Below are 24,083 nucleotides of genomic sequence, written 5' to 3'. Positions count from 1 at the left end.
ATTCTGTGCCTTATTTTTTTGATACCTGGTTTGCATTCTATCATACGATATGTGACTTTATTCTTGGCGGTGTATGCTGCCGGCAAAGTCATGAATCACAGCCTCAACATACGATGATTAAAACAGTCGAAGTAAAAATGGAGCAGAAATCTATGAAATTTACAAAAATGCTGATGCACTACATAACAAAATACTTTCTGGGTTTTCTGATTGTTTTCCTGAGCAGTATTCTGGTGGCCTTCGTAGCCAGCCGCAGTATTGAGGACTACATTATTGAAAAGGGGGAGATGAAGAACCAGGAGGGAATCAACGGTATTTATGAGATGGTTAATAAAATGGAGCTGATCAATGAAATGATGGCGAAGAATCAGACCTTCAGCACCATTGTCTACCAGCAGGGGAAGATTCCAAAGGAGGATGTGTTAAAGCTTAAGGAGGCCAATAAAATGTTCAGTGAGATTGGCTTTGTGGCGGATTACACCCCCTATGTATTTATGCTGTTCAAAAATAATGACCTGTACTTATCTACCAGTCAGTGCAGCTTCAATTTCCAGGAATACTACAATAAATTTCTCCGGGTCCAGCGGGAAGGCGTGGACTTTTCTGACTCGGAGGCCATTCGTGACGAACTGTTTGGCCGGTATGCGAAACACAATCAGTTCGTCCGGGTGGATCAGATCAAGTTCATCTATAATGAGAAGGAACGAAAGCTTCATGACGCCATACTCTACTTAACGAGCAGTGAATTTACGCGGCTGAACCCGCAGTATCTGTCTTGCTTTGTCATTGACAGAGACTATCTGATTAAAAGTATTATGATGCCGGAGCTGGAGAAGGATGGATTCCTCTATATTCAGGATTCCAGGACAGGGGATGTCCTGCTGGAGTATGGGAATGTCCCGGAGGGGATCGGTGCGTATGAGAATGGACAGGTCGTCGGGGATGGGGACAGTTACCGCCTGATTGTGAAGCAGCAGGATGACCTGCAGTGGAAGATCGTTACCGGGATTCCCATGGCATTTATCACCAGTCAGATCTGGCCGGTGAGCAGACTCCTGATCATCTATCTCTGCATCGGTCTGCTGCTGGTAATCGGGCTGACTGCATTTTACAGCTACCAGCAGTATTCCGGCATGAAACGGGTTTTATTTGCCCTCCCTGCGGAAAATGGAGTGGAGAGCAGTAAAAAGAGGTTTGATGAGTACGGGATTCTGACAGACAATATACTGGCCCTGAAGAAGAACGGCAATGAGTACCGTTCGAGGATGGAGGAGCTGGCGAAGCAGAATGAAGCCATGGTGCTGGAGCATCTGATCGTTATGGGAATCTGGCTTCCAGAGGAACGGCGGGTATTTGAGAAATGCTTTGAGAAGGTGCCGGAATTCTTTTGCGTGGCGGTGGTGCGCCTGCAGCAGAAGGAATACGGAAATTCAGATATCATAACACTTGCCATGGTGGAGTACTTAAAAAAGCATTATCCCGGGAAATTTACGAACGTATACAGCGGGCTGACCGACGAGCTGTTCCTTTTTGAGCTGAAACCGGAACAGGAGGCCAATGTTTCCGGCATCAAGAAGCTCTTTGAGGAGGTGGCCGCCATGGTTACCGCCGCGTACGACGTGATTCTTCATGTCGGCATCAGCGCCATCGGAACAGACCTTGCCAATGTGAACAAATGTTACGAGCAGGCCCGTCAGGTTGTTCGGGCACAGTACGCTTACAGCAATGAAAATGTAGTAAAGACTTACGATATCTCTGCCAATGCTCTCTACGAAAATCCGGTCAACATGGATTTTTTGAATCATCTCTATACGCTTCTCATATGCGGGCAGCAGGAGGAGATCTGCATGCAGCTGGATAAGGTGGAGAACTATTACAGCAGGATGCCTTACTTATATGAGGCACAGAAGGAACAGATTTTCTATTCGATCCGGAATATCCTGTATTCGGCCTGGCTCCATCTGGATGGAGAGACGGATTCCAGGGAGAATTTTCCGGTCTTCCAGAAGAATTTAAAGTGTGGGGAGATGATGGAGATGCTGCGGAGAAGTTCTGACGAACTCTGTGACTTCATCAGCCAGACGAAGAAAAGCAAGAACGAGGGGCTGAAGGAGAAGATTACCCAGTACCTAAACAGCCATTACGAGGAAGCCGGTCTCTCGGCCTACCGGGCCAGCAGCGAGATCGGAATTTCCGAAAAGTATCTGTCCCAGTTTTTGAAGGAACAGACCGGTGAGACCTTCTCCTCGTACCTTCTGCGGCTGCGGATCGAGAAGGCGAAGGAACTTTTGGCGACGACGGATTACAGCAACGATAAGATCGCCCAGATGACCGGTTTCGGTGCGGTCAATACATTTTATCGGAATTTCAGCAAACAGGTGGGCGTCACACCGAAGGTGTATAAGGAAAACTGTGAGACCCGGTAAGGGACTTTTATGCCAGATCATACAAGGGACAGCCTGAAGGAATTTTATCAGCGCTGTCCCTTATGTTATTTTGATGGTACATTCTGTGACGGCAGAAATCTTAGCCAGGAATCAAAAGCCAAATCGTATTGTTTACATAAAATAAATCGCTTTATCATAATAGACTTGCTGTTCTTCCTCAAATAATTTAACAAGATTTTTTACAATTTTTTCTTCCCTATATTGTTTTAACGCTTCCAAATATTGATATCTGTTCGAATCTTCAATGATAATCGGTACAAGCCCATTTTTCAGGCATTCTCTAAAGATGATCAGTCTTCCAGTCCTGCCATTTCCATCCTGAAACGGATGGATGCATTCATATTTGGCATGAAATTCGGCCAGAACAGAAAGATTAACCTCCTGTTTGCAATACCAGTGTAATAAAGAAATGATCTCATTTTTTACGTCCTCCGGCCGTGCAGTCTGGTATGTGCCAATCATATTGGGTCTTTTTTTATAATCTCCAATTGCATACCCATTTGCCCGGTCTTCAAATACACCACTTTTAAACTCATAATGAAATTGTTTGATCAGGTCTTGTGTTAAGTCTTCCTCTAATGTTTCCAGCATTTTATTAAACATAAGAAAATGTCCATTCATCTCTTCCACATCTTTTGCTCTATAGTAATCATCTGTTCCCGGCAAAATACCTGTGTCAAACAGAGATGCAGTCTGTTCTTCTGTTAATGTACTTCCCTCAATCTTATTAGAGTTGTAGGCTAATAACCGTTGGGTATAACCATAGATTCCTGATCGGTCAAACTTTTTTCTTTCAATTTGAAATCTTTCCAGGAGGTAATCAAGAAATTCTTTTTTCTTATCCATATATTCAATCTCCTATTTTAAACAATACGTTTATTATGCAACAAAACCATATAAAATGAAAGCAGAATTTGAATTCTTACCATATGAGAGGGCAGGAAAAATATGAGATACCATTTTCTTACCCTCCGGTATTCTTTTTACTCAATGACAGTATCCAAAAGACAGAGAGGTATGGTACGATACGGCCATACGAAAAATACATATTGGAGAGGAGGCATAAAGATGCCGGAAACAGAAAATGGACCTCTTCTTACGGATGAGACATTTTTCCATAGCTGTCTCGATTTGGACCGGCCGGATATGAGCGAAGTGCGTCATTTTGCAGAGAACCATGATTACGGTCAGGCGAGAAGAGCTTTGGCAGCTTCGCTGCGGTCCGGGCTTGCCGCGAGGAGGGAACGCTTTTTAGCAATCCCGTATGAGGAACCGGAGAACGTCTATAAATATCCGGGTGAGACGGATGAGGAGGCATGTGAGCGTCTGCAAAAGCACGTCCTGATATCGGTGGGAGTCCCCTGTGATTTTGGGGCAGCGGGGGAGATAAACTGGAAAGCCAATCCTACCTATAATCAGTACAGGGAGTGGACGTGGCAGCTGAACCGCCATCATGAGTGGAAGATGCTGGCTCACGAGTACAACCGAACAAAGAAGGAGGCATACGCTTATCAGGCTGCGGAATTTTTCCGTTCCTGGGTTCGCCAGGCGGTACGCCCGGAACTGTCAGTATCCGGGTACGATACCGAGTGCTGGAGAACGATCGAATGCGGGATCCGCATGGGAGCGAACTGGCCGTACGTGCTTTTCACATTCTTTGATACAGAGGCGTTTACCGACGATCTTCTGGTGGAATGGTATCAATCGGTCTGGGAACACGGGCAGAGGCTTTACAGAAACAGGACGCATGGAAACTGGCTGATTATGGAGATGAACGGGCTGGCTCAGATTGGAATTCTCTATCCTCAGTTTAAACAGCGGGAAGAGTGGCTTCAGTCTGCGTTTGCTGCGCTGGAGGAGGAGCTGGGGCATCAGATTTATCCGGATGGCTTCCAGTATGAACTGTCCACGGGATATCATGATGTTGTAATCAATAACTACGAGCGGCTGATTCTGGTGGCCAGGGCGTTCGATGTGCCGATCCCGGAACGGATGACGGAGCGGCTGACAACCGCATGTGAGATTGATGTGAAGCTTATGATGCCTGATGGATGTCTGCCGGATATCAACGATGGAAGGAGGGAGGAGAGCCGGAAACTGCTGGAGCCAAAGCTTTCCTTCATAAGAGAAGAGAAGGCGGAAACTATCCTTTGGGCGGCCAGCGGCGGAACCCGGGGAACCCGTCCCGATTATTTGTCAGCCGCACTTCCCTATTCGGGTTTCTTCATTATGAGAAATGGATGGGAGAGCGGCAGCGTCTGGGGACTTTTGGACGCTGCGCCATTTGGACGGGGTCATCAGCATGAGGATAAGCTGAATTTACTCATTTACGCACAGGGGAAGTACCTGCTGACCGAAGGCGGAAATTATGCCTACGACGATTCCGAGATGAGACGCTACTGTCTGTCCTCCAGGGCACACAATACGGTCCTGGTGGACCAGAAGGGGCAGAACCGAAGAGCCGCGTATGTCTGGGAAGACAGCGACATTGAAAAACTTTCCGGGATGAAGTGGGGAATCGGAGATTCCTGTGACTGGGCGGAAGGCTGCTATGACGGGGCGTACGGCGGTATGGAATACTGGAACTGGGGAAAACCCGGAAAGAATGAGGAGAATGCAAAAGACGATGTTCCGCCCCGGGAGACCGGAGTGCGTCATACAAGATCGGTCTATTTTATCAAAAAAGCGCCGGAGGGGCTGAATCCGTTTTTCCTTGTGGTGGACCGGCTGGAGTCCCAGAATACTCATACATACGATTTTCTGTGGCATGTGGACAGTGAAAATCCAGTGATCACGGAGGCGGGGGTGGACTTGGAGGAGATGGCCGTCTGCGTCTCCGGGAACGGGAAAACCATGGAAATAATCCGCGGGAGAGAAGAGCCGGAGTGGCAGGGGTATGCGGCCACAGGGACCGAGCAGGGAATGTACCGGGAGATTAACTGTATCGTCGCCCATGTAGAGTCTGACACTATTAGAATGGTAACGGTTTTATACCCGCACGGCGCAGGGGAGGTCACGGCCTGTCGCGTTTACGGGGGTGAAAACATAGAGGATGGGGATATGGAAGTGGCTTTTTCCGATGGCCGCACGTATTCCTTCCAGGAAGCAGTAATGAGAAATAATCATAAAGGAGGAGAAGTATCATGAAAAAAAATGGGAAGAGAGCAGCGGCGCTGGGAATGGCAGTAGTGATGGCCGCAGCCGCATTATCGGGCTGCCAGAAAGGAAACGGCGGGCCGGCAGGCGGAACAGACCGCACAGGAGGCGATACGACGACGGCTGTTACGGAGGCACAGGGCAGCGGAGACAACAAGCTGGTGGTTGCGATCCAGACAAACAGCTATGTGACGGATTACGATAACAACTACTTCACGAAATATCTGGAAGACAAGCTGGGGATTGAGATTGAGTTTTATCAGCTTCCGGCGGCTACGGATGAGGTCAGGACAAAGGTGTCCCTGATGGCCACCTCCAATGACAATCTGCCGGATGTGCTGATTGTGGATAACGCGCTGACACCGGAGACAATATTGGAATACGGCAGCAGCGGAGTGTTCCTGCCTTTAAACGAATATACAGAGGATGCTTCCAGGATGCCGAATTACAACGCAATCCCGGAAGAAGACAAGAAGGTGATGGAAGCGGCCCAGACGATGGCGGACGGTAACATGTACAGCTTATCCAAATATGAACCGGAGACCTGGAATGTGACGCCCAATCGTATGTTTATCAATAAAGCGTGGATCGACAAGCTGGGACTGACCATGCCGACGACAACGGATGAACTGAAAACCGTATTGAAGGCGTTCCATGATCAGGATCCCAACGGAAACGGCGTGCAGGATGAGATCGGCGCTTACGGCTATCAGGCAGGCGGCTACGGCCAGAATATCACGGCTGCGCTCATGAACTCCTTTGAATTCTGGAACGGCGGCAATTTAAACGGCGGCCTCGCCCTTGACAAGGATGGAAAGACTGTTATCGCTCCGTTTACTACGGAGGGCTGGAAGGCCGGATTGACTTACATGAACGATCTTTACAAGGAGGGCCTGCTCTCACCGGCCATCTTTACCGATGACGATACGCAGTTTAAGGCTACTTTAAACGAGGAAACCAATGTGGTGGGGCTGGTGTCCTTCGGCTCCCTCTCCAACTATCCGGATGCGGCAAACAACAGCAACTACCTGGAAATGGAGATTTTAAATCCGGTTAAGGGGCCGGACGGAACCAACTATACACCATATACAGAATACTCGCCAAACCAGGAATTCTTTATCTTTAATGGTTGTAAAAATGTAGAGCTGGCTGTGAAACTGGCAGACGCGTTCTACGATCATGAGGCATCCACGGTAGCCAGATTCGGTGAAAAGGGTGTTGATTATACCGAAGACCCGGCGGAACTGGAGAAGATGAACAATGCCTATGTGGCGGCCGGTCTCTACGACAAGGTGACGCTGGCTTATATCTCCAACTACTGGCTGGAGCCGGCAGCAAAGACATGGCACGGCGTATCACCGAGATATGCGAGCCTTGCGGAGATGAACACCGTTGCAAACGGCATGGTAACTTACGACCCGGAAGACAAGACACAGCTAAATGCCAAGAGCTATGAGTATTATTTTGACAAACATCCGGAGAAGGTTCTTCCTCTTCTTCACTATACAGAGGATGAGGCAGGAAAGATTCAGGAAGCCCTTTCTAACATACCAACTTATGTAAACCAGACGATGGCAGAGTTTATCACCGGGGCAAGAGATATTGAGAGCGGATGGGATGCTTATATGTCAGAACTAAAGGGAATGGGCCTCGACGAGTGGCAAAAGAGCGCGCAGGCGGCCTATGACCGCTCTGTGGAATAGACGAATCTGGGGGAATCTTATTGTGGCAGGAAAGAGAAAAGACAGCCCGGTTGCGGGCAAAAGAGATTTGAAGAGACAGATTCTTGCCAGATGGCAGCTGTATCTGCTGCTGTTGCTACCGCTCATTTACATAGCGGTGTTTGCATACGTCCCCATGGGCGGTCTGGTGATCGCGTTTAAGAAATATAATGTGAGGCAGGGAATCTGGGGCAGCGCATGGGTGGGACTTGACAACTTTGTCAAGTTCTTCACCTCATACAAATTCCCGATCATCATGAAAAATACGCTGATGATCTCCTTATACAGCCTCGCTGTGTCATTTCCAATTCCCATTATCTTCGCGCTGCTGCTGAATGCAATGCTGGGGAAGCGGTATAAGAAGGCGATCCAGACGATCACGTACGTGCCGTATTTTATCTCGACCGTAGTCATGGTGGGTCTGATTTTCCAGGTGCTGAACAACCGGAGCGGAATCTATGGGAGTCTTTATACGATGTTTACCAACAGGACGGCGCCGAATATTCTGGCGGACGGGAAGCTGTTTAAGCACATATACGTCTGGTCGGGGGTGTGGCAGAGCACGGGATACAGCGCGATTATTTATATTGCAGCGCTGGCCGGTGTGGACCAGTCCCTTCATGAGGCGGCTGAGATTGACGGGGCAAGCAGGTTCCAGCGGCTGCTCTACATCGACGTTCCAACCATCCTCCCGACCGCCAGCATTATGCTGATTCTGGCGGTTGGCAACATCATGAATGTGGGATTTGAGAAAGTCCTGCTGATGCAGAATAATCTGAATCTGAACTACAGTGAAATTATATCGACCTATGTATACAAGGTGGGACTCGCCAGCGGAATCAATGATTTCTCGCTATCGACGGCCATCAGTATGTTTAACTCGGTGATCAACTTTATCCTTCTGATGATAGCAAACTGGGGGAGCAAGAAGCTGAGCGGCAATGGGATCTTTTAAGGAGGGCAAAAATGCGGAAATTTAAGAATTACAGTCTGAATGACAAAGTGTTTTACGTTGTGATTACGGCTCTCCTGACGATTTTCTTTGTCCTTGTGCTGTATCCCTGTGTCTATGTGATCAGCGCGTCGTTTTCGTCCGGCACCGCGGTGCAGAGCGGCAAGGTGGTCCTGTTTCCGGTGGATTTCAGTCTCGAGGGGTACAAGACCGTGTTTCATACGAAGACGGTGTGGACGGGATTCCGTAACTCCCTGTTTTACACGTTTGTGGGGACGGCAATCAATATTATCATGACGCTGACGGCGGCTTACTGCCTGTCCAGGGACGATCTTCCGGGGCGGAACGCGATCATGCTGGTCTTTACATTTACCATGTTCTTTAACGGCGGTATGATTACGTCGTACATACTTGTGCAGAAGCTGCATTTGCTGAATACGGTGTGGTCGCTGCTGCTTCCGGGGGCGATCGGGGTCTACAACCTGATTATAGCAAAGACATTTATCCAGAATTCAATTCCCGGAGAGCTGCTGGAGGCAGCCAGGATAGACGGCTGCTCGGATTTCATGTATTTTATCAGGATCGTCCTGCCGCTTTCGAAGGCGATCGCGGCGGTGCTGGTGCTGTTCTACGGCGTGGGCCACTGGAATGCCTACTTCAATGCCATGATCTATCTTCATGACAAGGCACTGTACCCGCTGACCCTGTTTTTGCGGGAGATCTTAATGGCGGATCAGATCGATCCATCCACTGTGACGGATCCGGAGCTGCAGGCACAGCTCGCCCAGGCGGCGGGCGTAATCAAGTACGCGCTGATCGTGGTGAGTATGGTTCCCGTGCTTGTGATTTATCCGTTTATTCAAAAATACTTTGTAAAGGGCGTTATGATTGGATCAGTGAAAGGTTGACGGAGGAGACGAAAATATGAAAGAACAATTACCATTAAAGAAAGAGGAACTGGCATGGGCCGGCGAAACGCTGAAGAGGACGGAAGAGAAACTTAAGAAGGTGAGCGGACGATCCGCCCACAAGATCCCGTATACGACCGTTGACGGCGTCCATGACGACCGGTCGGGGGATGACCAGATAGACTGGTGGACCAACGGATTCTGGGGAGGCATGATGTGGCAGATGTACGCTCTGACCCAGGATGAGGAATATAAGAAAATCGCCGTGGAAACGGAAGAGAAGATGGACAGAAACTTAATGTGCGCGGAAGGGCTGACCCATGACAATGGATTTAAGTGGCTTCTGACCTCCGTTGCCGATTACCGTCTGACCGGTGACGGGAAGTCGAAAAACCGCAGTATGCTGGCCGCCTGTAACCTGGCGGGCCGCTACAATCCGCGGGGCAGGTTCTTACGGGCCTGGAATGACGGAATGGGGTATCGGCAGGAAGACAACCGCGGCTGGGCCATCATCGACTGTATGATGAACCTTCCGCTGCTTTACTGGGCTTTTGAGGAGACGAAGGACCCGAGATTCTATGAGATCGCCGTGGATCACGCGGATACTGCGATGAATGCATTTGTCAGGGCTGACGGGTCTGTCCGTCATATCGTGGAATTCAATCCTGAGACGGGGGAGATGGTCAGAGACTACGGAGGCCAGGGATACGGCGAAGGCTCTTCCTGGACCAGAGGCCAGACGTGGGGCTTATACGGATTTGTCCTGAGCTACTTACACACGAATGACAGAAAGTATCTCGACACCGCCAAGAAAATCGCCAACTACTTTATCGCTAATATTCCGGAGAGCAATCTGATTCCGGTGGATTTCCGGCAGCCGGAGGACTGCGGGCTGGAAGACTCCACCGCCGCCGCCATCGGCGCCTGCGGGCTTATTGAGATTGCAAAGCAGGAAAAGGGCAGGGAAAGCCGTGTCTATCTGCAGGCGGCGCTGCGCCTTTTGAGAACGCTTGCTTCGGAACGGTGCAATTGGAATGAGGAAGAAGATCAGCTGCTGGAGAAATGTACGGCGGCCTACCACGACACGGAACACGAATTTTCGATTATATATGGTGATTACTACTTTCTGGAGGCGTTGATGAAGCTTGCGGGGAAAGAGGTTTTTCTGTGGTAGTATAGTGGATTTGTTAATAGCCTGTTTCGCCGCCGTACTTTTTGGATAACAAGATTAATCGAATAGCACCAGATTAATAAACGCCTGGAAACTTTCGCTCTGAAATTTATCTTTATTAAATACCACGTGGTTCATACAGCTGACATCAAATTCCTTTACGTCTATCTCCACAATCTCCCCGCGCTGAATGTAGGGGTCTGCAAAGATTCGGGGAACGACGCCTACTCCCAGGTTCTCACGGGCGGCCTGGACGATTACGTCGGAATTGGTGCTGGACCACAGCGGCACGGCGGTTAAGTTGTGCAGAGTCAGGGCGCAGTCGAAGGTGTCTCTGATCGTGCAGCCCTCCTCGCGCAGGATGAGGGGTTCTTCCACGAGGCGTTCCAGGGATACGGGCTGGCTGGCCGGGCGGGCGAATGGATGGTCGGGAGCGCAGATGACGGCCAGCGGATAGGAGGAAAATGGAATCTTCTCCAACTGTTCGCCCAGCACCACGCCCTCGATCAGACCGATATCCAGCTCATTTTTCAGCAGCAGCTGTGCAATCTCTTTTGAATTATTCACCGTGACCTTGACGACGGACTCCGGATTGCTTTTCATAAAACGGGAAATAACTCCGGGCAGCAGGAAACTGGCCAGAGTCACACAGGAGCCGATCCGAAGAGGAGTCTGGCGGTTTAAGGAGCCGGAACAGGTTTCAAGATCGTGATAGAGCTCCAGAAGCGGTATCACTTTAGAGAGATAGAATTTGCCGTTCTCATTGATGACGATTTTCCTGGAAACGCGGTCGAAAAGAGAGGCGCCTACGGATTCCTCCAGTTCATTGATCGCGTGAGAGATAGCCGGCTGCGTCATGGACAGCGTTTTCGCCGCTCCGGTAATACTGCCCTCTTCACAGACGGTTTTGAAGATAGTAAGATGTCTTAAATTCATGATCAGGATCCCTTCCATTACCAATACAACATATGATAATAAATATTATATCATTCTGATAATGAATTGAACAGGGATTTTTGTCCTTTTTTTAAAAATAATGTCGAAAATCGTAACAGTTCACTCCCCACCAGGGGCGCCGCAGTCCGGTTCGGCCGGGCAGGCATCCTCAGTCTTTCCAGTTCCGGTTTCGGGGATAAGAAGTTCTAAACGTGCAGAATTTTTCTAAAAACCAGGTAAAATTCCCAAACTCGCTGCGCTCAGACAAGTGGGAATTTCACCTGAACGAAAAATTCTGCGCGTTAAGAACTTCTTATCCCCTGCAAAGTCACAGGAAAGACTGAGGATGCCTGCCCGGCCGAACCGGACTGCGGCGCCCCTGGTGGGGAGTGAACTGTTACTGAAAAATTTGATGGTTCACAGAAGAGTCATGGGAGACAGTCTGTGAACCGTACTTCGAAGTCCGGACAATCAGAGGTCCAGCAGCATGAGATGCTCATCGGCGTAGCTGCCATCCCGGTATTTAAAGGAATGGGGGCGGGTGCCGTAGATGCGGAAGCCATGTTTTTCATAAAGGGCGATCGCACGTTTATTTTCGCAGACAACCTCCAGCTCGATCATCTCCAGCCCCATTTCTCCGGCACATGTAATGATGGCCGACAGAAGCAGGGAGCCGATTCCCAGGCCCCAGTACTCTTTCCGGATGGATATGCCGAAGGTCGCGCGGTGGCGGTACCGTTCCCTTTGGGCGATAGGGCTTAAGCCGGCATTGGCGATGATGGTTCCGTCCACAACGGCACAGATCATTAAGTCGGCGGGACTGCTCAGAGTGGACTCCAGAAATTTTTCTTCCCGCAGGGTGGGCATGGTAATTTCATCGGAGTACCGGGCCAGGAAGTCTGTCTCGTCTGAGGTGGCCTTCATCAGATGAAGGATGGCGGCCGCGTCGGCGGGAAGAGGGCTTCTTAAGTGGCAGAGAACGCCGTTTTTCAGTGTGTGGTCTTTGGGTTTGTATCTCATGGACAGAGCCTCCTGATAATAATGAATAGCTTGTTTATGAAAATCCCCCCGGTACCGTGAGAAGACCCGCGGTCCGGAGGGATTGCAGTAGCAGCAGTCAGATTACGTTTCGCTGAAGGCCGGTAAGGGAAGCTCTCCCTTAGAGACGGGCAGCGATTGCTTTGATGAAATCCTCACTGTTTAATACGGTAGGATTCGGTATGGTGGTGATGAGTGCCAGATCCTTTGTCATCTCACCGCTTTCGATGGTATCGATGGTGGCTTTCTCCAGTTTGTCTGCGAAATCCATCAGGTCGTTGTTGCCGTCTAACTCTCCGCGCTTTCTCAAAGCACCGGTCCAGGCGAAAATGGTAGCCACCGAGTTGGTGGAGGTCTCTTCTCCCTTTAAGTGCTTGTAATAGTGGCGCTGTACGGTTCCATGGGCTGCCTCATATTCGTAATCGCCATCCGGAGATACGAGAACGGAGGTCATCATGGCGAGAGAGCCAAATGCGGAAGAAACCATGTCGCTCATAACGTCGCCGTCATAATTCTTGCAGGCCCAGATATAGCCGCCTTCGGACTTCATGACACGGGCGACCGCATCGTCGATCAGAGTATAGAAGTAGGTGATTCCGGCTTCCTCAAACTTTGCAGTATACTCTGCATCGAAAATATCCTGGAAAATATCCTTGAAGGTGTGATCGTATTTTTTGGAAATGGTGTCCTTGGTGGCAAACCATAAATCCTGTTTCGTATCCAGCGCGTAGTTGAAACAGCTTCTGGCAAAGCTTTCTATGGAATTATTTATGTTGTGCATGCCCTGTACAATACCGGCGCCTGCGAAATTATGTACCAGTTCACGGGTCTCGCTTCCGTCTTCTGCCGTATAGACTAACTCGACTTTACCGGCTCCCGGAATCTTCATCTCGGAACCCTTATATACGTCGCCGTAAGCATGCCTGGCAATAGTGATCGGCTTTTTCCAGTTCTTTACACACGGTTCGATTCCCTTAACCACAATCGGAGCACGAAATACAGTACCGTCAAGAATCGCGCGGATCGTGCCATTGGGGCTCTTCCACATCTCTTTTAAGTTGTACTCTTTTACACGGGCGGCGTTGGGGGTGATGGTGGCACATTTGACTGCAACCTTATATTTTTTAGTGGCGTTGGCGGAATCGACGGTGACCTGATCGTCTGTTTCGTCGCGGTATTCCAGGCCGAGATCGTAGTATTCTGTTTTTAAGTCAATGTAGGGAAGCAGTAAATGATCTTTGATCATCTTCCAGAGAATCCGGGTCATCTCGTCGCCGTCCATCTCGACGATGGGGGTTGTCATCTTAATCTTATCCATGTGTCTGTTCCTCCTTGAATTTCATGTAACAGTTCAGACGGCGGGAAAATTGGCGCAGGAAGTAGCGTCAAGCTTGCTTGTAAGCGGCTTTATGCGCCAATTTTCACATCGGATGAATATCCGATGCTTCTTGACCGGCTTTTTCGGTCAAGAAGATGTGCCGTCTGAACTGTTACAATTTCATCGTGTAACCTATAGTATACGACGAATTACGGATTCGCACAAGACTGTCTATGTAAATTTATCCAGCCATTTTTTTAAATTATACACGGTTTTCGGATCGATGAAATGCTCTACTTTCTCGGCCTGTTCCAGTTCATCGGTGGTTTGATTGATATAGCAGAAGAAATTCTGCAGCACCGTATGGCGGAACAGGAGATAGCGCCCAAGCTGAAGACCCGCCTCGGTCAGCGTGACCGTACCGTATTTTTCAAACCGAACAAGCCCGCTGCTGCGTAAGTTTCCGGCCATTTTTGAGGCGGATGAAGGCCGGACATGAAGGCATTTGGCGAGGTCTCCGATCCGGACCGGAGTGCCGTCCTGACTGAGGCGGCAGATCATTTCCAAATAGTCCTCCATGGAGTAGGTGATCTGAACGTGTTCCAGCAGGGAATAGCCTTTTAATGTATAAAAATTATCTTCCTGGTCCATTTGTTACCTCCTTGTCGGTATCCGCATATCAGTTTAGTATATTCCGGCGGTGAACGTTCTATGACAGGCCTGCTGTCTGAAAAAATGCAAAAATCCTGCGGAACCACTGTACCAGCCTTCGCATATGTTAGGATATGGAAACATTTTCGGAGGTAAATTTTAATGACAGAAGTAATCCAGTTAACCGATTTAAAAAAGGGCCAGAAGGCAGTTATATCCGAGCTGGCCGTTTTTGATGATATGAGACGACGTCTTCAGGACATCGGTCTGATTGAAGGAACCGTGGTGGAGTGTGTGGGGAAGAGCCCTCTGGGAGATCCCTGCGCTTATGTGATCCGCGGGGCCGTCATTGCGCTGAGGAGTGAAGACTCCGGACGTGTGATGGTATGCAGGATGGAGCCGGGATACCGGAAAGCAAAAGCGGAGAAGAATCCAGGCATGGTTTCGGCCGCAGATACTGCCTCGATCTGTGAGGGCAAGTCAGAACAGGAGGAAACGGAGGACGTAATATGGGGTTAAGCAGAGATTCTGTCGGAATCAAGTCCGTAGACTGCGGGCTGGAAATCAGGAAGCGCCAGGAAGACGATAAGGTGATCGCCCTGGCCGGCAACCCGAATGTGGGAAAGAGTACCGTATTTAATGAAATGACAGGAATGAATCAGCACACCGGAAACTGGCCAGGAAAAACAGTGGCAAACGCCCAGGGCTATGCAAACGACGGAGAGCAGGGATATGTGATGGTGGATATCCCTGGCTGTTACTCTCTGATGGCCCATTCCACAGAGGAAGAGGTGGCAAGAGATTTTATCTGTTTTGAAAATCCGGACGCAGTTATCGTTGTCTGTGATGCCACCTGTCTGGAACGAAATTTAAATCTGGTGCTTCAGATTCTGGAGGCTAACCGGCGGGCGGTGGTCTGCGTCAATCTCATGGATGAGGCTAAGAAAAAATCAATCTCTATCCGGTTCGATGTCCTGGAGGAGCGCCTGGGTGTGCCTGTCATTGGAACTGCGGCCAGGAGCGGAAAAGGACTGGAACAGATTTATGAAGGCCTGAAACATGTGCTGGAGTTGAACAAGAGGCTGGAGAGCGCCCAAAACATGGAAGTGGTGGAGGGCGATTATGCTGAGATGGAAGCTGTGGACGTGGAAGACGTGGAATTGGAAGCAGAAGCAGAAGTGGAAGCAGAAGAAACAGAAAATGCGGAAGCGAAAATGAAAATAGAGGAAGCGGGATCAAAAGAAGCAGAAGTCGAAGCAGAAGTCAAAGAAAGCGCAGATGTATCCCCAACAGATGTGAATACGGAGGATACGGAAGCAGAGGCGGAAGCAAAAAACATAGAAGCAAGAGATATAGAAGCAAGAGATATAGAAGCAAGAGATATAGAAGCAAGAGATATAGAAGCAAGAAATATGGAAACAGCGGAATCAGAGGCTGAAAAAGTAAAAGACATAGAAAACGAAGTTAGAAAAACAGCAGAGAAGGCAGCAGACAGACGATTTGATGAAAATCCGGCGCCGCGGATTCTTATCCGGTATCCGGAATACATCGAGGCGGCCATCGCCCGGCTCACACCTGTGGTAAAGAAGACGGCTGGCGAAGGCGTCAATATACGCTGGCTCTGCGCCCGTCTCCTGGATTCCAATGAGAACCTGATGGAAGCCGTCCGCAAATATCTCGCTCCCGTGGCAGAATCGCTGGAAGTAAGCTCCCTTCTGGCGGAAATTCGGGAAGAGTGGAAGGAACGGGGCATCACGCAGAAGCGCGTAAGCGATGACATGGCATCGGTATTTGTCCGAAAAGCAGAGTTTATCTGCCGGGGAGCGGTGGTGTATGAGAATCAGAAGTATGATAAGAAGGATCGTCTTCTGGACCGTCTGTTTACAAGCAAAGCAACCGGATTTCCCATTATGTTTCTGATTCTTTTAGGCGTTTTCTGGCTGACGATTACGGGAGCCAACTATCCGTCAGAAATGTTAAGCAACGGTCTGTTCTGGTTGGAGGACCGGATCAGTGAACTGTTCCTGGCCGTCGGTATGCCGGTTGTTTTGAACGATCTCCTCGTCCACGGTGTTTACCGCGTGCTGGCATGGGTAATATCGGTTATGCTGCCTCCAATGGCAATCTTTTTCCCGTTGTTTACGCTGCTGGAAGACTTTGGTTACCTTCCAAGAGTTGCATTTAACCTGGACCGGTGCTTCAAACGGTGTGCCGCCTGCGGAAAACAGGCACTGACCATGTGTATGGGATTTGGCTGCAATGCCGCCGGAATCATCGGATGCCGTATTATCGATTCTCCGAGGGAGCGGCTGATCGCCATGATCACCAATAACTTCGTGCCCTGTAACGGACGTTTCCCGACGATGATCGCCATTATTACCATGTTTTTCGTAGGAAGCGCTGCCGGGGCATTCTCCTCAGTCCTGTCCGCTGCAATTCTGGCCGGAGTCATCGTCCTGGGAGTGCTCATGACACTTCTGATCTCGAAGATTCTGTCCGCCACGGTATTAAAAGGCGTTCCCTCTTCCTTTACGCTGGAACTGCCGCCATACCGGAAGCCGCAGATTGGAAAAGTCATTGTCCGCTCGATTTTTGACAGAACCCTGTTCGTCTTGGGCCGTGCCATCGTAGTCGCGGCACCGGCGGGACTCATCATCTGGTTGATGGCCAATATTTCCGTGGGCGATGCGACACTCCTTGCGCACTGTTCCGGATTTCTGGATCCGTTCGCCCAGGTCATCGGAATGGACGGCGTCATACTGCTGGCCTTTATCCTCGGATTCCCGGCAAATGAGATCGTGGTGCCGATCATCATCATGGCCTATATGGCAGAGGGAAGTCTGCTGGATATCAGCGATCTGTCAGTACTAAGAGATCTGTTGGTGAGCCACGGCTGGACCTGGATCACGGCTGTCAGTACCATGCTGTTCTCCCTGATGCACTGGCCTTGTTCCACCACCTGCCTTACAATCAAAAAAGAGACCCAGAGTGTGAAGTGGACGATTGCTTCCTTCCTGGTTCCTACAGTTACCGGAATTGTTGTATGCTTTTTGTTTACGACTATAGCAAGAGCGTTTTTGTAGGAATGTAGACGTTTAGAGGGGGCCCCCAGGCAGCAAACCATATTGCTGGATGTATGGTTTGCTTCCTGGGGGCTTTTGCATATTTTGTAATGAAAACTGATGAGACCTCTGCCTCCCTTTCATCCAAAGTGTGCGACGGAGTACGAATAGTTGCCTTACCTTGGGCCTTCCTACGTATATGGACAGAGTAATTAGGAGATTACCTTTTAAGAGATTACGCTCAAACGTACGTGACACACGGATAAATTGGAAAATTCCGCAAATCGTTTCCCGGAATAAATTGACTTCTGCCATGGAACAATGATATAATTTTTACTTAATGAGCAAAAGGAGATAAGACATGGGTGATGACGGAATCCGCCTGAATAAATTCTTAAGCGGGGCTGGAATCTGCTCCAGAAGGGAAGCAGACCGGCTGATAGAAGAAGGTAAGGTAACGGTCGGCGGAAGAACCGCCGTTCCGGGACAGAAGATAAAAAATGGAGAAACAGTTGTCTGTAATGGACGGACAATTGCGGCAGGAACAAAGGGCGCCGAGGAGAAACCGGACCGGGTGCTCTTAGCGGTGCATAAGCCGTGCGGAATCGTCTGCACCACCTCGGACAAGGACCGTGCTCCCAATATTGTGGACATGGTGGACAGCCCTGTGCGGATTTATCCGGTGGGACGTCTCGATAAGGAGTCTGAAGGATTGATTCTGATGACCAACCAGGGCGATTTAGTGAACCGTCTGATGCGCGGCAGCAACGGCCATGAGAAAGAGTATCTCGTGTTTATTGACCGGCCGGTGAAACCGGAATTTATTCAGAAGATGAGAAAAGGAGTCTTTCTCCCGGAGCTGGATGTGACGACAAAACCGTGTTTCGCAGAGATGACGGGAGAAAAATCGTTCCGTATTATACTGACCCAGGGACTGAATCGCCAGATCCGCAGGATGTGCGAGCAGCTGGGCTGCAAGGTGCGAAAACTGAAGCGTGTCAGAATCATAAATATAGAGCTGGGCGATCTAAAAGCCGGTGAATCACGGCCTGTATCGAAGAAGGAATACGCGGAGCTGATGCGCCGGCTGGAAGATACATCCAGCCTTTCCTTAAAAGACCGGACGGTGAATGAAAAAGATCGGGGAAAAAATGAAAAAGGCCGGAACGAAGACTCAAAATACCGAGCGAAAAATGAAAAAAGCCGGAATGAAGATCTAAAAGGTCGGACAAAAAATGAAAAAGGCCGGAATGAAGATCAAAAATACCGCATGAAAAATGAAAAAGTCTGGAATGAGGATACAAAATACCGTACGAAAAATGAAAAAAGTCGGAATGAAAATCCAGAAGTTCGGACAGATAAACGAAAAAAAGCCCCTGGGAAGCGGAAGTGATGCATGGAGAGGCACTTTTTCCGGTATGATAAGGAAGAGTGGTCGGTATAAGTGGTCAAATAAAAAATCGTATATAGTGGCCGGAACCAGAACCCAGAACTATCGATCATAAACAGCAATACAACAATCATGCATTAATAAGGAAAGAACGCAGTGAAAAGGAGATTGTAAGTGGACGAGAAAATCAGCAGAATGAAAGAATTGGCTGCTACTCTTACGGCCGCGGCGAAGACGTATTATCAGGAAAGCCGTGAGATCATGAGCAACTACGAATACGATAAATTGTACGACGAGCTGGTGGAACTGGAGAAGGAGACCGGAGTTGTGCTGTCCAAGAGCCCAACTCAGAACGTAGGATATGAGGTGCTCTCCGAACTTCCGAAGGAGCGCCACGAGAGTCCCATGCTGTCGCTGGACAAGACGAAGAGCACGGCCGATTTACAGGAATGGCTGGGCGATCAGACGGGTATTCTCTCATGGAAGCTGGATGGACTGACCGTTGTCCTCACTTACAGCGGCGGAACGCTTAAGAAGGCTGTTACCCGCGGCAACGGAGAGATCGGCGAGGTCATTACCAGCAACGCCAGAGTGTTTGCGAACGTGCCGGTCACCATCTCCTTTCAGGGAGAACTGGTGCTGCGCGGCGAGGCCGTCATCCGTTATTCGGAATTCAACCGGATTAATGAGGCCATCGACGATGTGGATGCCAAATATAAGAATCCCAGAAACTTATGCAGCGGCTCGGTCCGTCAGCTGAACAGCCAGATCACGGCGGAGCGGAACGTGAATTTTGAGGCATTTGCTCTGGTTACGGCCGAGGGTGTGGATTTTAAGAACTCCCGGCAGGAACAGTTTGAGTGGCTGGAGAGACAGGGATTCGATGTGGTGGAGTACAAGACCGTTACGGCGGAGACGCTGCCGGAGGCGGTGGAAGAGTTTGCTGAAGCCGTTTCCGGCTACGATATCCCTTCCGATGGCCTGGTGCTTCTTCTGGACGACATCGCTTACGGAGAATCTCTGGGACGGACCGCCAAATTCCCGAGAAATGCGATCGCATTTAAATGGGCAGACGAGATTAGGGAGACGAAGCTGGAATATATCGAGTGGAGCCCGTCACGAACCGGTTTAATCAATCCGGTCGCCGTGTTCGAACCGGTAGAGCTGGAGGGAACCACGGTGAGCCGCGCCAGCGTACACAATTTAAGCATTATGGAGTCCCTGGCTCTGGGCGAGGGCGACACCATCACGGTTTATAAGGCCAATATGATTATCCCGCAAATTGCCGATAACCTGACCAGAAGCGGAAAGATCAGGATTCCGGAGGAATGTCCGGTCTGCGGCGGCAAGACGGAGGTGCGCCAGGTAGGCGATGTCCGCAGCCTTTACTGCACGAATCCAGACTGCCAGGCCAAGCGCATCAAGAGCTTCGCCTTGTTTGTCAGCCGCGACGCGCTGAACATCGACGGCCTTTCGGAGGCGACCCTGGAGAAATTTATCGGCGCCGGTTTTATTAAGGAGTTTGCAGATATTTTTCATCTTGACCGGCATGAGGAGACGATTACCCAGATGGAAGGCTTCGGCCGGAAGTCCTATGATAATTTAATCCGGGCGACAGAGACCGCGTCCCACACGACTCTTGCACGGATGGTTTACGGCCTTGGGATATCCGGGATCGGTCTGGCCAATGCGAAGATGCTGTGCCGGAAGTTTAAGTTCGATTTTGACCGCATGCGTCATGCTACAGCGGAGGAGCTGATCGAGGTCGATGGAATCGGCGGAGTCTTAGCCGATGCATGGATCCGCTACTTTGACGATGAGAAGAATCAGGAGATTGTGGACCACCTGCTTTCAGAACTCACATTTGAGCAGGAGGAGGAATCCACGGAGGAGGCCATCTTTGAGGGCATGACCTTTGTAATCACCGGAAGCGTGGAACATTTTGCCAACCGAAAGGAACTGCAGGAGGCCATCGAAGTGCGGGGAGGTAAGGCCACAGGCTCTGTAACTTCGAAGACAACGTATCTGATCAACAATGACGTGGCGTCCAATTCTTCCAAGAATAAGAAGGCCAAGGATTTAGGCGTGCCGATCATATCCGAGGAAGAGTTTATAAAGATGCTGGGGGAGTAAAATATGCCAATTAAAGTACAAAAAGATCTGCCTGCGAAGGCGATACTGGAAAAAGAGAATATCTTCATCATGGCGGAGGACCGGGCGATGAGCCAGGACATCCGCCCTCTGGAGATTCTTATTTTAAATCTGATGCCGGTGAAGGAGGACACGGAGACGCAGCTTCTGCGGGCGCTCTCCAATACGCCTCTTCAGGTGGACTGCACGTTTCTGATGCTGGCCACCCATACGTCGAAAAATACGTCGGCCAGCCATTTGAACAAGTTTTATGTTTACTTTGACGAGATTAAGAATAAGAAGTTTGACGGTATGATCATCACCGGCGCGCCTGTGGAGAACTTAGAGTATGAGGAGGTCAATTACTGGGAAGAGCTTCAGACGATTATGGAATGGGGCAAGAGTCATGTGACAAGCACCTTACATATCTGCTGGGGAGCCCAGGCCGGACTCTACTACCATTACGGGATACCGAAATACAAACGGGAAAAGAAGCTTTCCGGCATTTACCGCCATAAGGTTCTGGACCGCAAGGTGCCGCTGGTGCGCAGTATGGACGATTTTATCATGGCTCCGCATTCCCGCTATACAGAGGTGCGCAGAAAGGACATTGAGAAGGTGTCTGATCTGGTAATTCTTGCAGTGTCAGAGGAGGCGGGCGTCTATCTGGTGATGAAGCGCGACGGAAGCCAGGTGTTTGTCCAGGGCCATCCGGAGTACGACCGCATGACTTTGAATAATGAGTATCACAGGGATTTAACAAAGGGACTCAATCCGGAACTCCCATGCAATTACTATGAGGATAACGATCCCTTCGCAGTACCGGTGCTCTCCTGGAGGAATGCGGCGAACACGCTGTATGCCAACTGGCTGAATTTCTACGTATATCAGACTACTCCTTACCAGTGGGATGAAGAAGCCTGAAAATGCTTGATTTTACAGGGATTCCAGCGTTTTAGGAAAAATCATGAAGGTATCATAATTTATCGTAAAATACCGCAATTTATTAAAAAAATGGCGTAAAAATGGCGTAAATCAAGAAGCAAAATGGCGTAGATCAAAACAGGAAAATTGTTACTATTAATAAAGAAAAATGCGTACTAAAGGTGTTATAAGTCAAACCGGCTTATAATGCCTTTTTTAATTTTATTCTCATGAACGAGGGGATTTTCAATTCAATATATGAGTGGAGGCAATCATGGGAAAATCAGGAGTTATTACAAAGAAAGATACAGGTAAGGACAACGAGGCATATCACGACATTATCACACTGCTGAAAATCTACCGCTCTGTCAACTGGCGGATGCAGGTCAAAATCGGGCAGGTAAAGAGAAGATTCCAGGCTGAATATGGTTCCGACGTTGACGAATTTCTAAACCAGATATATGAAGCCGGTATGGATCTGAATGAGGACGCGGCTAATATCCGGGGGCGGGTGGAAGTAATCAGCAGCTCCAATAAGTTCCTGCGCCTGATTGACGAGTCGGTGGAACTGATGAGGCGCTATCATCCCCAGGGGGAGAAATTCTACTGGGTTATTTACTATACTTATTTATCGGCCTATAAGCCGGAGAACGTTTCAGAGATTTTAGATAACTTAGAGCCACATTTCCCTAAGATACCGAGAATTAACCGGGCGACTTATTTCAGATGGCGTAACGAGGCGCTGAAGGCCTTACGCGGCATTTTATGGGGCTATGAGGACGAGAGCAGGGAGCTTCTTCAGCATTTTCAGGAGGCATGGACAGAAGATGAAAAATAATTTATTTATTTTAAAAATACGGTTCACACAGAGCCGGCGGATTTATTAAAGTAGAGTTGTAACCGGACGTATTGTATACGTTTAAGGAAAACGAGAGGAATGAAAGAGAGGAGAACTTATATGGTTATATCGGTGGATACAGGCAATAAGCAAATCAAGACGGAGCATTTTGCATTTCAGTCCGGGTTAAATGAAATGGAGATCATGCCTCCCAAAATGGATACAAAAGTCCTGGAGTATAAGGGGAAATTCTATACTCCGTCCAACAGGCGGATTGCGTACATGAAGGATAAGACGTTTGACGAGCGGTATTATATTCTGACACTCATGGGGGTGGCAAGGGAGCTGGAGGACCGGCTGAACCGGGGAATTTACCGCCCGGTGCCGAACCGTCCGGTTGGCGTGGAACTTCTTGTGGGGCTTCCGCCGGCTGATTTTTCGGGGTTATATGAGAAATTTGAAAACTATTTCAGGAGAGACGAAGAACCGGTCTCTTTCCGGTATGGCGGCAGAGAGTATCTGATCTGTTATCGGGATGTTGTATCGTATATCCAGGCATATGCGGCGGCCGTCATGTATTCTAAGGATATGAAGCTGAGGCAGTTGGCAAAGGTACTGATTGTTGACATTGGCGGATTTACACTGGATTATTTGCTGCTCCGTTATGGGGAGCCGGATACAGAGATATTTGACTCTTTGGAAAAAGGGGTTATACCGCTGTACAATGAGATACGGAACCGGGTGAGAAAACAACTTGATATTCTTTTGGAGGACTCGGATATAGACCTGGTAATCGGGGAGAAAAATTCCTTGCTGTCAGCGGAGATAAAAGATTTAATTAGAAGCGTGGTTTACGAATATGTGGTCAATACCCTGGGGATTTTCCGGGAAATCGGAATTGACTTTAATTCCATCACAACCATTTTTGTGGGCGGAGGTTCCATGCTTTTAGCGGAGGTAATAAAAGAGGTGTGGATTCGGTATCGCGGTGAGTATCATATCATCTATGATTCACTGGCAAATGCAAAGGGGTATAAGAAACTGTATCTGGCGGACCGCGCGTCTTAGTCTGGGAGGGCAGTGATGGGAAAAAAAGATGAGTACAGATTTACAATCCGGTTTGATCCGGACGATGACCGGCACCGGCTGGCTGCCCAAATACTGAACTCCCAGGGGAGGAAGATTGCCAGGTATGTTGCGAGGGCAGTGCTGGCGTATAATGAGGAAATTCCAGCTTCGGATTCAGATCATGAGGAACGGCCGGGAGGTATCACAAAAGAGGAAAAGGCAAAAAGGGATATAAAGAAAGAAAACAGTTCTGTACCAGATAATGAATTAGAAGAGGAATATAAGATGGCTGAGGAAGAAATCGCACTTCTGAAAAATACCAATCATATGTTCCGCAGAAAGTAGGGTGGTTGTTTATCAGAACAAAGCGGAG

General features: G+C 49.2%; 18 protein-coding genes and 1 pseudogene. 14 read left to right on the top strand and 5 right to left on the bottom strand.

Going from position 1 to position 24,083, the window contains the following annotated elements; genetic code table 11:
• Positions 1-152: 152 nt before the first annotated feature.
• Positions 153-2,426 (top strand): helix-turn-helix domain-containing protein, encoded by a 2,274-nt coding sequence (locus DFR60_RS16510; RefSeq protein WP_167437626.1) that lies wholly within the window; start codon positions 153-155, stop codon positions 2,424-2,426.
• A gap of 132 nt (positions 2,427-2,558) precedes the next feature.
• Here the strand turns inward: DFR60_RS16510 and DFR60_RS16505 are convergent, their stop codons facing one another.
• A complete protein-coding gene (locus tag DFR60_RS16505) occupies positions 2,559-3,293 on the bottom strand; it encodes a Fic family protein (RefSeq protein WP_110323881.1) in 735 nt (244 codons plus the stop codon).
• Between the two features lie 222 nt (positions 3,294-3,515).
• Between DFR60_RS16505 and DFR60_RS16500 the strand changes: the two genes are divergently transcribed.
• From DFR60_RS16500 to DFR60_RS16480, 5 genes are read left to right on the top strand one after another with little or no spacing between them, the layout of a single operon-like run.
• Positions 3,516-5,594 carry an alginate lyase family protein gene (locus tag DFR60_RS16500; RefSeq protein WP_167437625.1) on the top strand — a complete coding sequence of 693 codons (2,079 nt, stop codon included), beginning with the start codon at positions 3,516-3,518 and terminating at the stop codon, positions 5,592-5,594.
• Positions 5,591-7,306, top strand: a complete 1,716-nt coding sequence (locus DFR60_RS16495) for a type 2 periplasmic-binding domain-containing protein (protein ID WP_110323879.1) — start codon at positions 5,591-5,593, stop codon at positions 7,304-7,306. The genes DFR60_RS16500 and DFR60_RS16495 overlap by 4 nt, the downstream gene beginning before the upstream one ends.
• Before the next feature lie 22 nt (positions 7,307-7,328).
• A complete protein-coding gene (locus DFR60_RS16490) occupies positions 7,329-8,279 on the top strand; it encodes an ABC transporter permease (protein WP_110323956.1) in 951 nt (316 codons plus the stop codon).
• Positions 8,280-8,290: 11 nt separating this feature from the next.
• Entirely contained in the window at positions 8,291-9,184 is an 894-nt protein-coding gene (locus tag DFR60_RS16485; RefSeq protein ID WP_110323878.1) for a carbohydrate ABC transporter permease, read from the top strand.
• A gap of 16 nt (positions 9,185-9,200) precedes the next feature.
• Complete coding sequence (locus tag DFR60_RS16480; protein ID WP_110323877.1) at positions 9,201-10,358, top strand: glycoside hydrolase family 88 protein; 1,158 nt, start codon at positions 9,201-9,203, stop codon at positions 10,356-10,358.
• Between the two features lie 54 nt (positions 10,359-10,412).
• Here the strand turns inward: DFR60_RS16480 and DFR60_RS16475 are convergent, their stop codons facing one another.
• The 4 genes from DFR60_RS16475 to DFR60_RS16460 form a co-directional block, all read right to left on the bottom strand.
• Positions 10,413-11,291, bottom strand: a complete 879-nt coding sequence (locus tag DFR60_RS16475) for a LysR family transcriptional regulator (RefSeq protein WP_110323876.1) — start codon at positions 11,289-11,291, stop codon at positions 10,413-10,415.
• A gap of 471 nt (positions 11,292-11,762) precedes the next feature.
• Positions 11,763-12,311, bottom strand: coding sequence for a GNAT family N-acetyltransferase (locus tag DFR60_RS16470; protein ID WP_110323875.1), 549 nt, complete (start codon positions 12,309-12,311; stop codon positions 11,763-11,765).
• A 139-nt stretch (positions 12,312-12,450) separates the two neighbouring features.
• Positions 12,451-13,647: an NADP-dependent isocitrate dehydrogenase gene (locus DFR60_RS16465; RefSeq protein WP_110323874.1), complete on the bottom strand. Its 1,197-nt coding sequence runs from the start codon at positions 13,645-13,647 to the stop codon at positions 12,451-12,453.
• A gap of 231 nt (positions 13,648-13,878) precedes the next feature.
• Positions 13,879-14,298: a metal-dependent transcriptional regulator gene (locus tag DFR60_RS16460; protein WP_002601302.1), complete on the bottom strand. Its 420-nt coding sequence runs from the start codon at positions 14,296-14,298 to the stop codon at positions 13,879-13,881.
• Between the two features lie 162 nt (positions 14,299-14,460).
• On the opposite strand from DFR60_RS16460, the gene DFR60_RS16455 reads away from it, so the two are divergent.
• The 8 genes and pseudogenes from DFR60_RS16455 to DFR60_RS16420 all read left to right on the top strand — a co-directional run bounded on the left by DFR60_RS16455 (position 14,461) and on the right by DFR60_RS16420 (position 24,055).
• Positions 14,461-14,817: a FeoA family protein gene (locus DFR60_RS16455; protein WP_110323873.1), complete on the top strand. Its 357-nt coding sequence runs from the start codon at positions 14,461-14,463 to the stop codon at positions 14,815-14,817.
• Positions 14,808-17,381 (top strand): FeoB small GTPase domain-containing protein, encoded by a 2,574-nt coding sequence (locus DFR60_RS16450; protein WP_167437624.1) that lies wholly within the window; start codon positions 14,808-14,810, stop codon positions 17,379-17,381. Before DFR60_RS16455 ends, DFR60_RS16450 begins: the two co-directional genes overlap by 10 nt.
• Before the next feature lie 340 nt (positions 17,382-17,721).
• A pseudogene (locus tag DFR60_RS16445) lies at positions 17,722-18,483 on the top strand (pseudouridine synthase); the annotation flags it as partial.
• A gap of 462 nt (positions 18,484-18,945) precedes the next feature.
• Positions 18,946-20,883 carry an NAD-dependent DNA ligase LigA gene (gene ligA / locus DFR60_RS16440; protein ID WP_341457968.1) on the top strand — a complete coding sequence of 646 codons (1,938 nt, stop codon included), beginning with the start codon at positions 18,946-18,948 and terminating at the stop codon, positions 20,881-20,883.
• Between the two features lie 3 nt (positions 20,884-20,886).
• A complete protein-coding gene (metA, locus tag DFR60_RS16435; RefSeq protein WP_110323871.1) occupies positions 20,887-21,804 on the top strand; it encodes a homoserine O-acetyltransferase MetA in 918 nt (305 codons plus the stop codon).
• Between the two features lie 274 nt (positions 21,805-22,078).
• Complete coding sequence (locus DFR60_RS16430) at positions 22,079-22,642, top strand: hypothetical protein (protein WP_110323870.1); 564 nt, start codon at positions 22,079-22,081, stop codon at positions 22,640-22,642.
• Positions 22,643-22,741: 99 nt separating this feature from the next.
• Entirely contained in the window at positions 22,742-23,710 is a 969-nt protein-coding gene (locus tag DFR60_RS16425; protein ID WP_243005098.1) for a ParM/StbA family protein, read from the top strand.
• 15 nt (positions 23,711-23,725) lie between these two features.
• Positions 23,726-24,055, top strand: a complete 330-nt coding sequence (locus tag DFR60_RS16420) for a hypothetical protein (RefSeq protein WP_110323868.1) — start codon at positions 23,726-23,728, stop codon at positions 24,053-24,055.
• Positions 24,056-24,083 lie beyond the last annotated feature (28 nt).

It is taken from the genome of Hungatella effluvii (assembly GCF_003201875.1).
Classification (GTDB): domain Bacteria; phylum Bacillota; class Clostridia; order Lachnospirales; family Lachnospiraceae; genus Hungatella; species Hungatella effluvii.
This window is presented reverse-complemented; position numbering and strand designations above follow the sequence as displayed.

Bases quoted from the DNA above. Each gene is read 5' to 3' on its own strand.
- DFR60_RS16485 (WP_110323878.1), top strand. From the start codon at position 8,291: ATGCGGAAATTTAAGAATTACAGTCTGAATGACAAAGTGTTTTACGTT.
- DFR60_RS16430 (WP_110323870.1), top strand. From the start codon at position 22,079: ATGGGAAAATCAGGAGTTATTACAAAGAAAGATACAGGTAAGGACAAC.
- metA (WP_110323871.1), top strand. From the start codon at position 20,887: ATGCCAATTAAAGTACAAAAAGATCTGCCTGCGAAGGCGATACTGGAA.
- DFR60_RS16505 (WP_110323881.1), bottom strand. From the start codon at position 3,293: ATGGATAAGAAAAAAGAATTTCTTGATTACCTCCTGGAAAGATTTCAA.
- DFR60_RS16420 (WP_110323868.1), top strand. From the start codon at position 23,726: ATGGGAAAAAAAGATGAGTACAGATTTACAATCCGGTTTGATCCGGAC.
- DFR60_RS16470 (WP_110323875.1), bottom strand. From the start codon at position 12,311: ATGAGATACAAACCCAAAGACCACACACTGAAAAACGGCGTTCTCTGC.
- ligA (WP_341457968.1), top strand. From the start codon at position 18,946: ATGAAAGAATTGGCTGCTACTCTTACGGCCGCGGCGAAGACGTATTAT.
- DFR60_RS16425 (WP_243005098.1), top strand. From the start codon at position 22,742: ATGAAAGAGAGGAGAACTTATATGGTTATATCGGTGGATACAGGCAAT.
- DFR60_RS16500 (WP_167437625.1), top strand. From the start codon at position 3,516: ATGCCGGAAACAGAAAATGGACCTCTTCTTACGGATGAGACATTTTTC.
- DFR60_RS16480 (WP_110323877.1), top strand. From the start codon at position 9,201: ATGAAAGAACAATTACCATTAAAGAAAGAGGAACTGGCATGGGCCGGC.
- DFR60_RS16460 (WP_002601302.1), bottom strand. From the start codon at position 14,298: ATGGACCAGGAAGATAATTTTTATACATTAAAAGGCTATTCCCTGCTG.
- DFR60_RS16475 (WP_110323876.1), bottom strand. From the start codon at position 11,291: ATGAATTTAAGACATCTTACTATCTTCAAAACCGTCTGTGAAGAGGGC.
- DFR60_RS16510 (WP_167437626.1), top strand. From the start codon at position 153: ATGAAATTTACAAAAATGCTGATGCACTACATAACAAAATACTTTCTG.
- DFR60_RS16465 (WP_110323874.1), bottom strand. From the start codon at position 13,647: ATGGATAAGATTAAGATGACAACCCCCATCGTCGAGATGGACGGCGAC.
- DFR60_RS16450 (WP_167437624.1), top strand. From the start codon at position 14,808: ATGGGGTTAAGCAGAGATTCTGTCGGAATCAAGTCCGTAGACTGCGGG.
- DFR60_RS16495 (WP_110323879.1), top strand. From the start codon at position 5,591: ATGAAAAAAAATGGGAAGAGAGCAGCGGCGCTGGGAATGGCAGTAGTG.
- DFR60_RS16455 (WP_110323873.1), top strand. From the start codon at position 14,461: ATGACAGAAGTAATCCAGTTAACCGATTTAAAAAAGGGCCAGAAGGCA.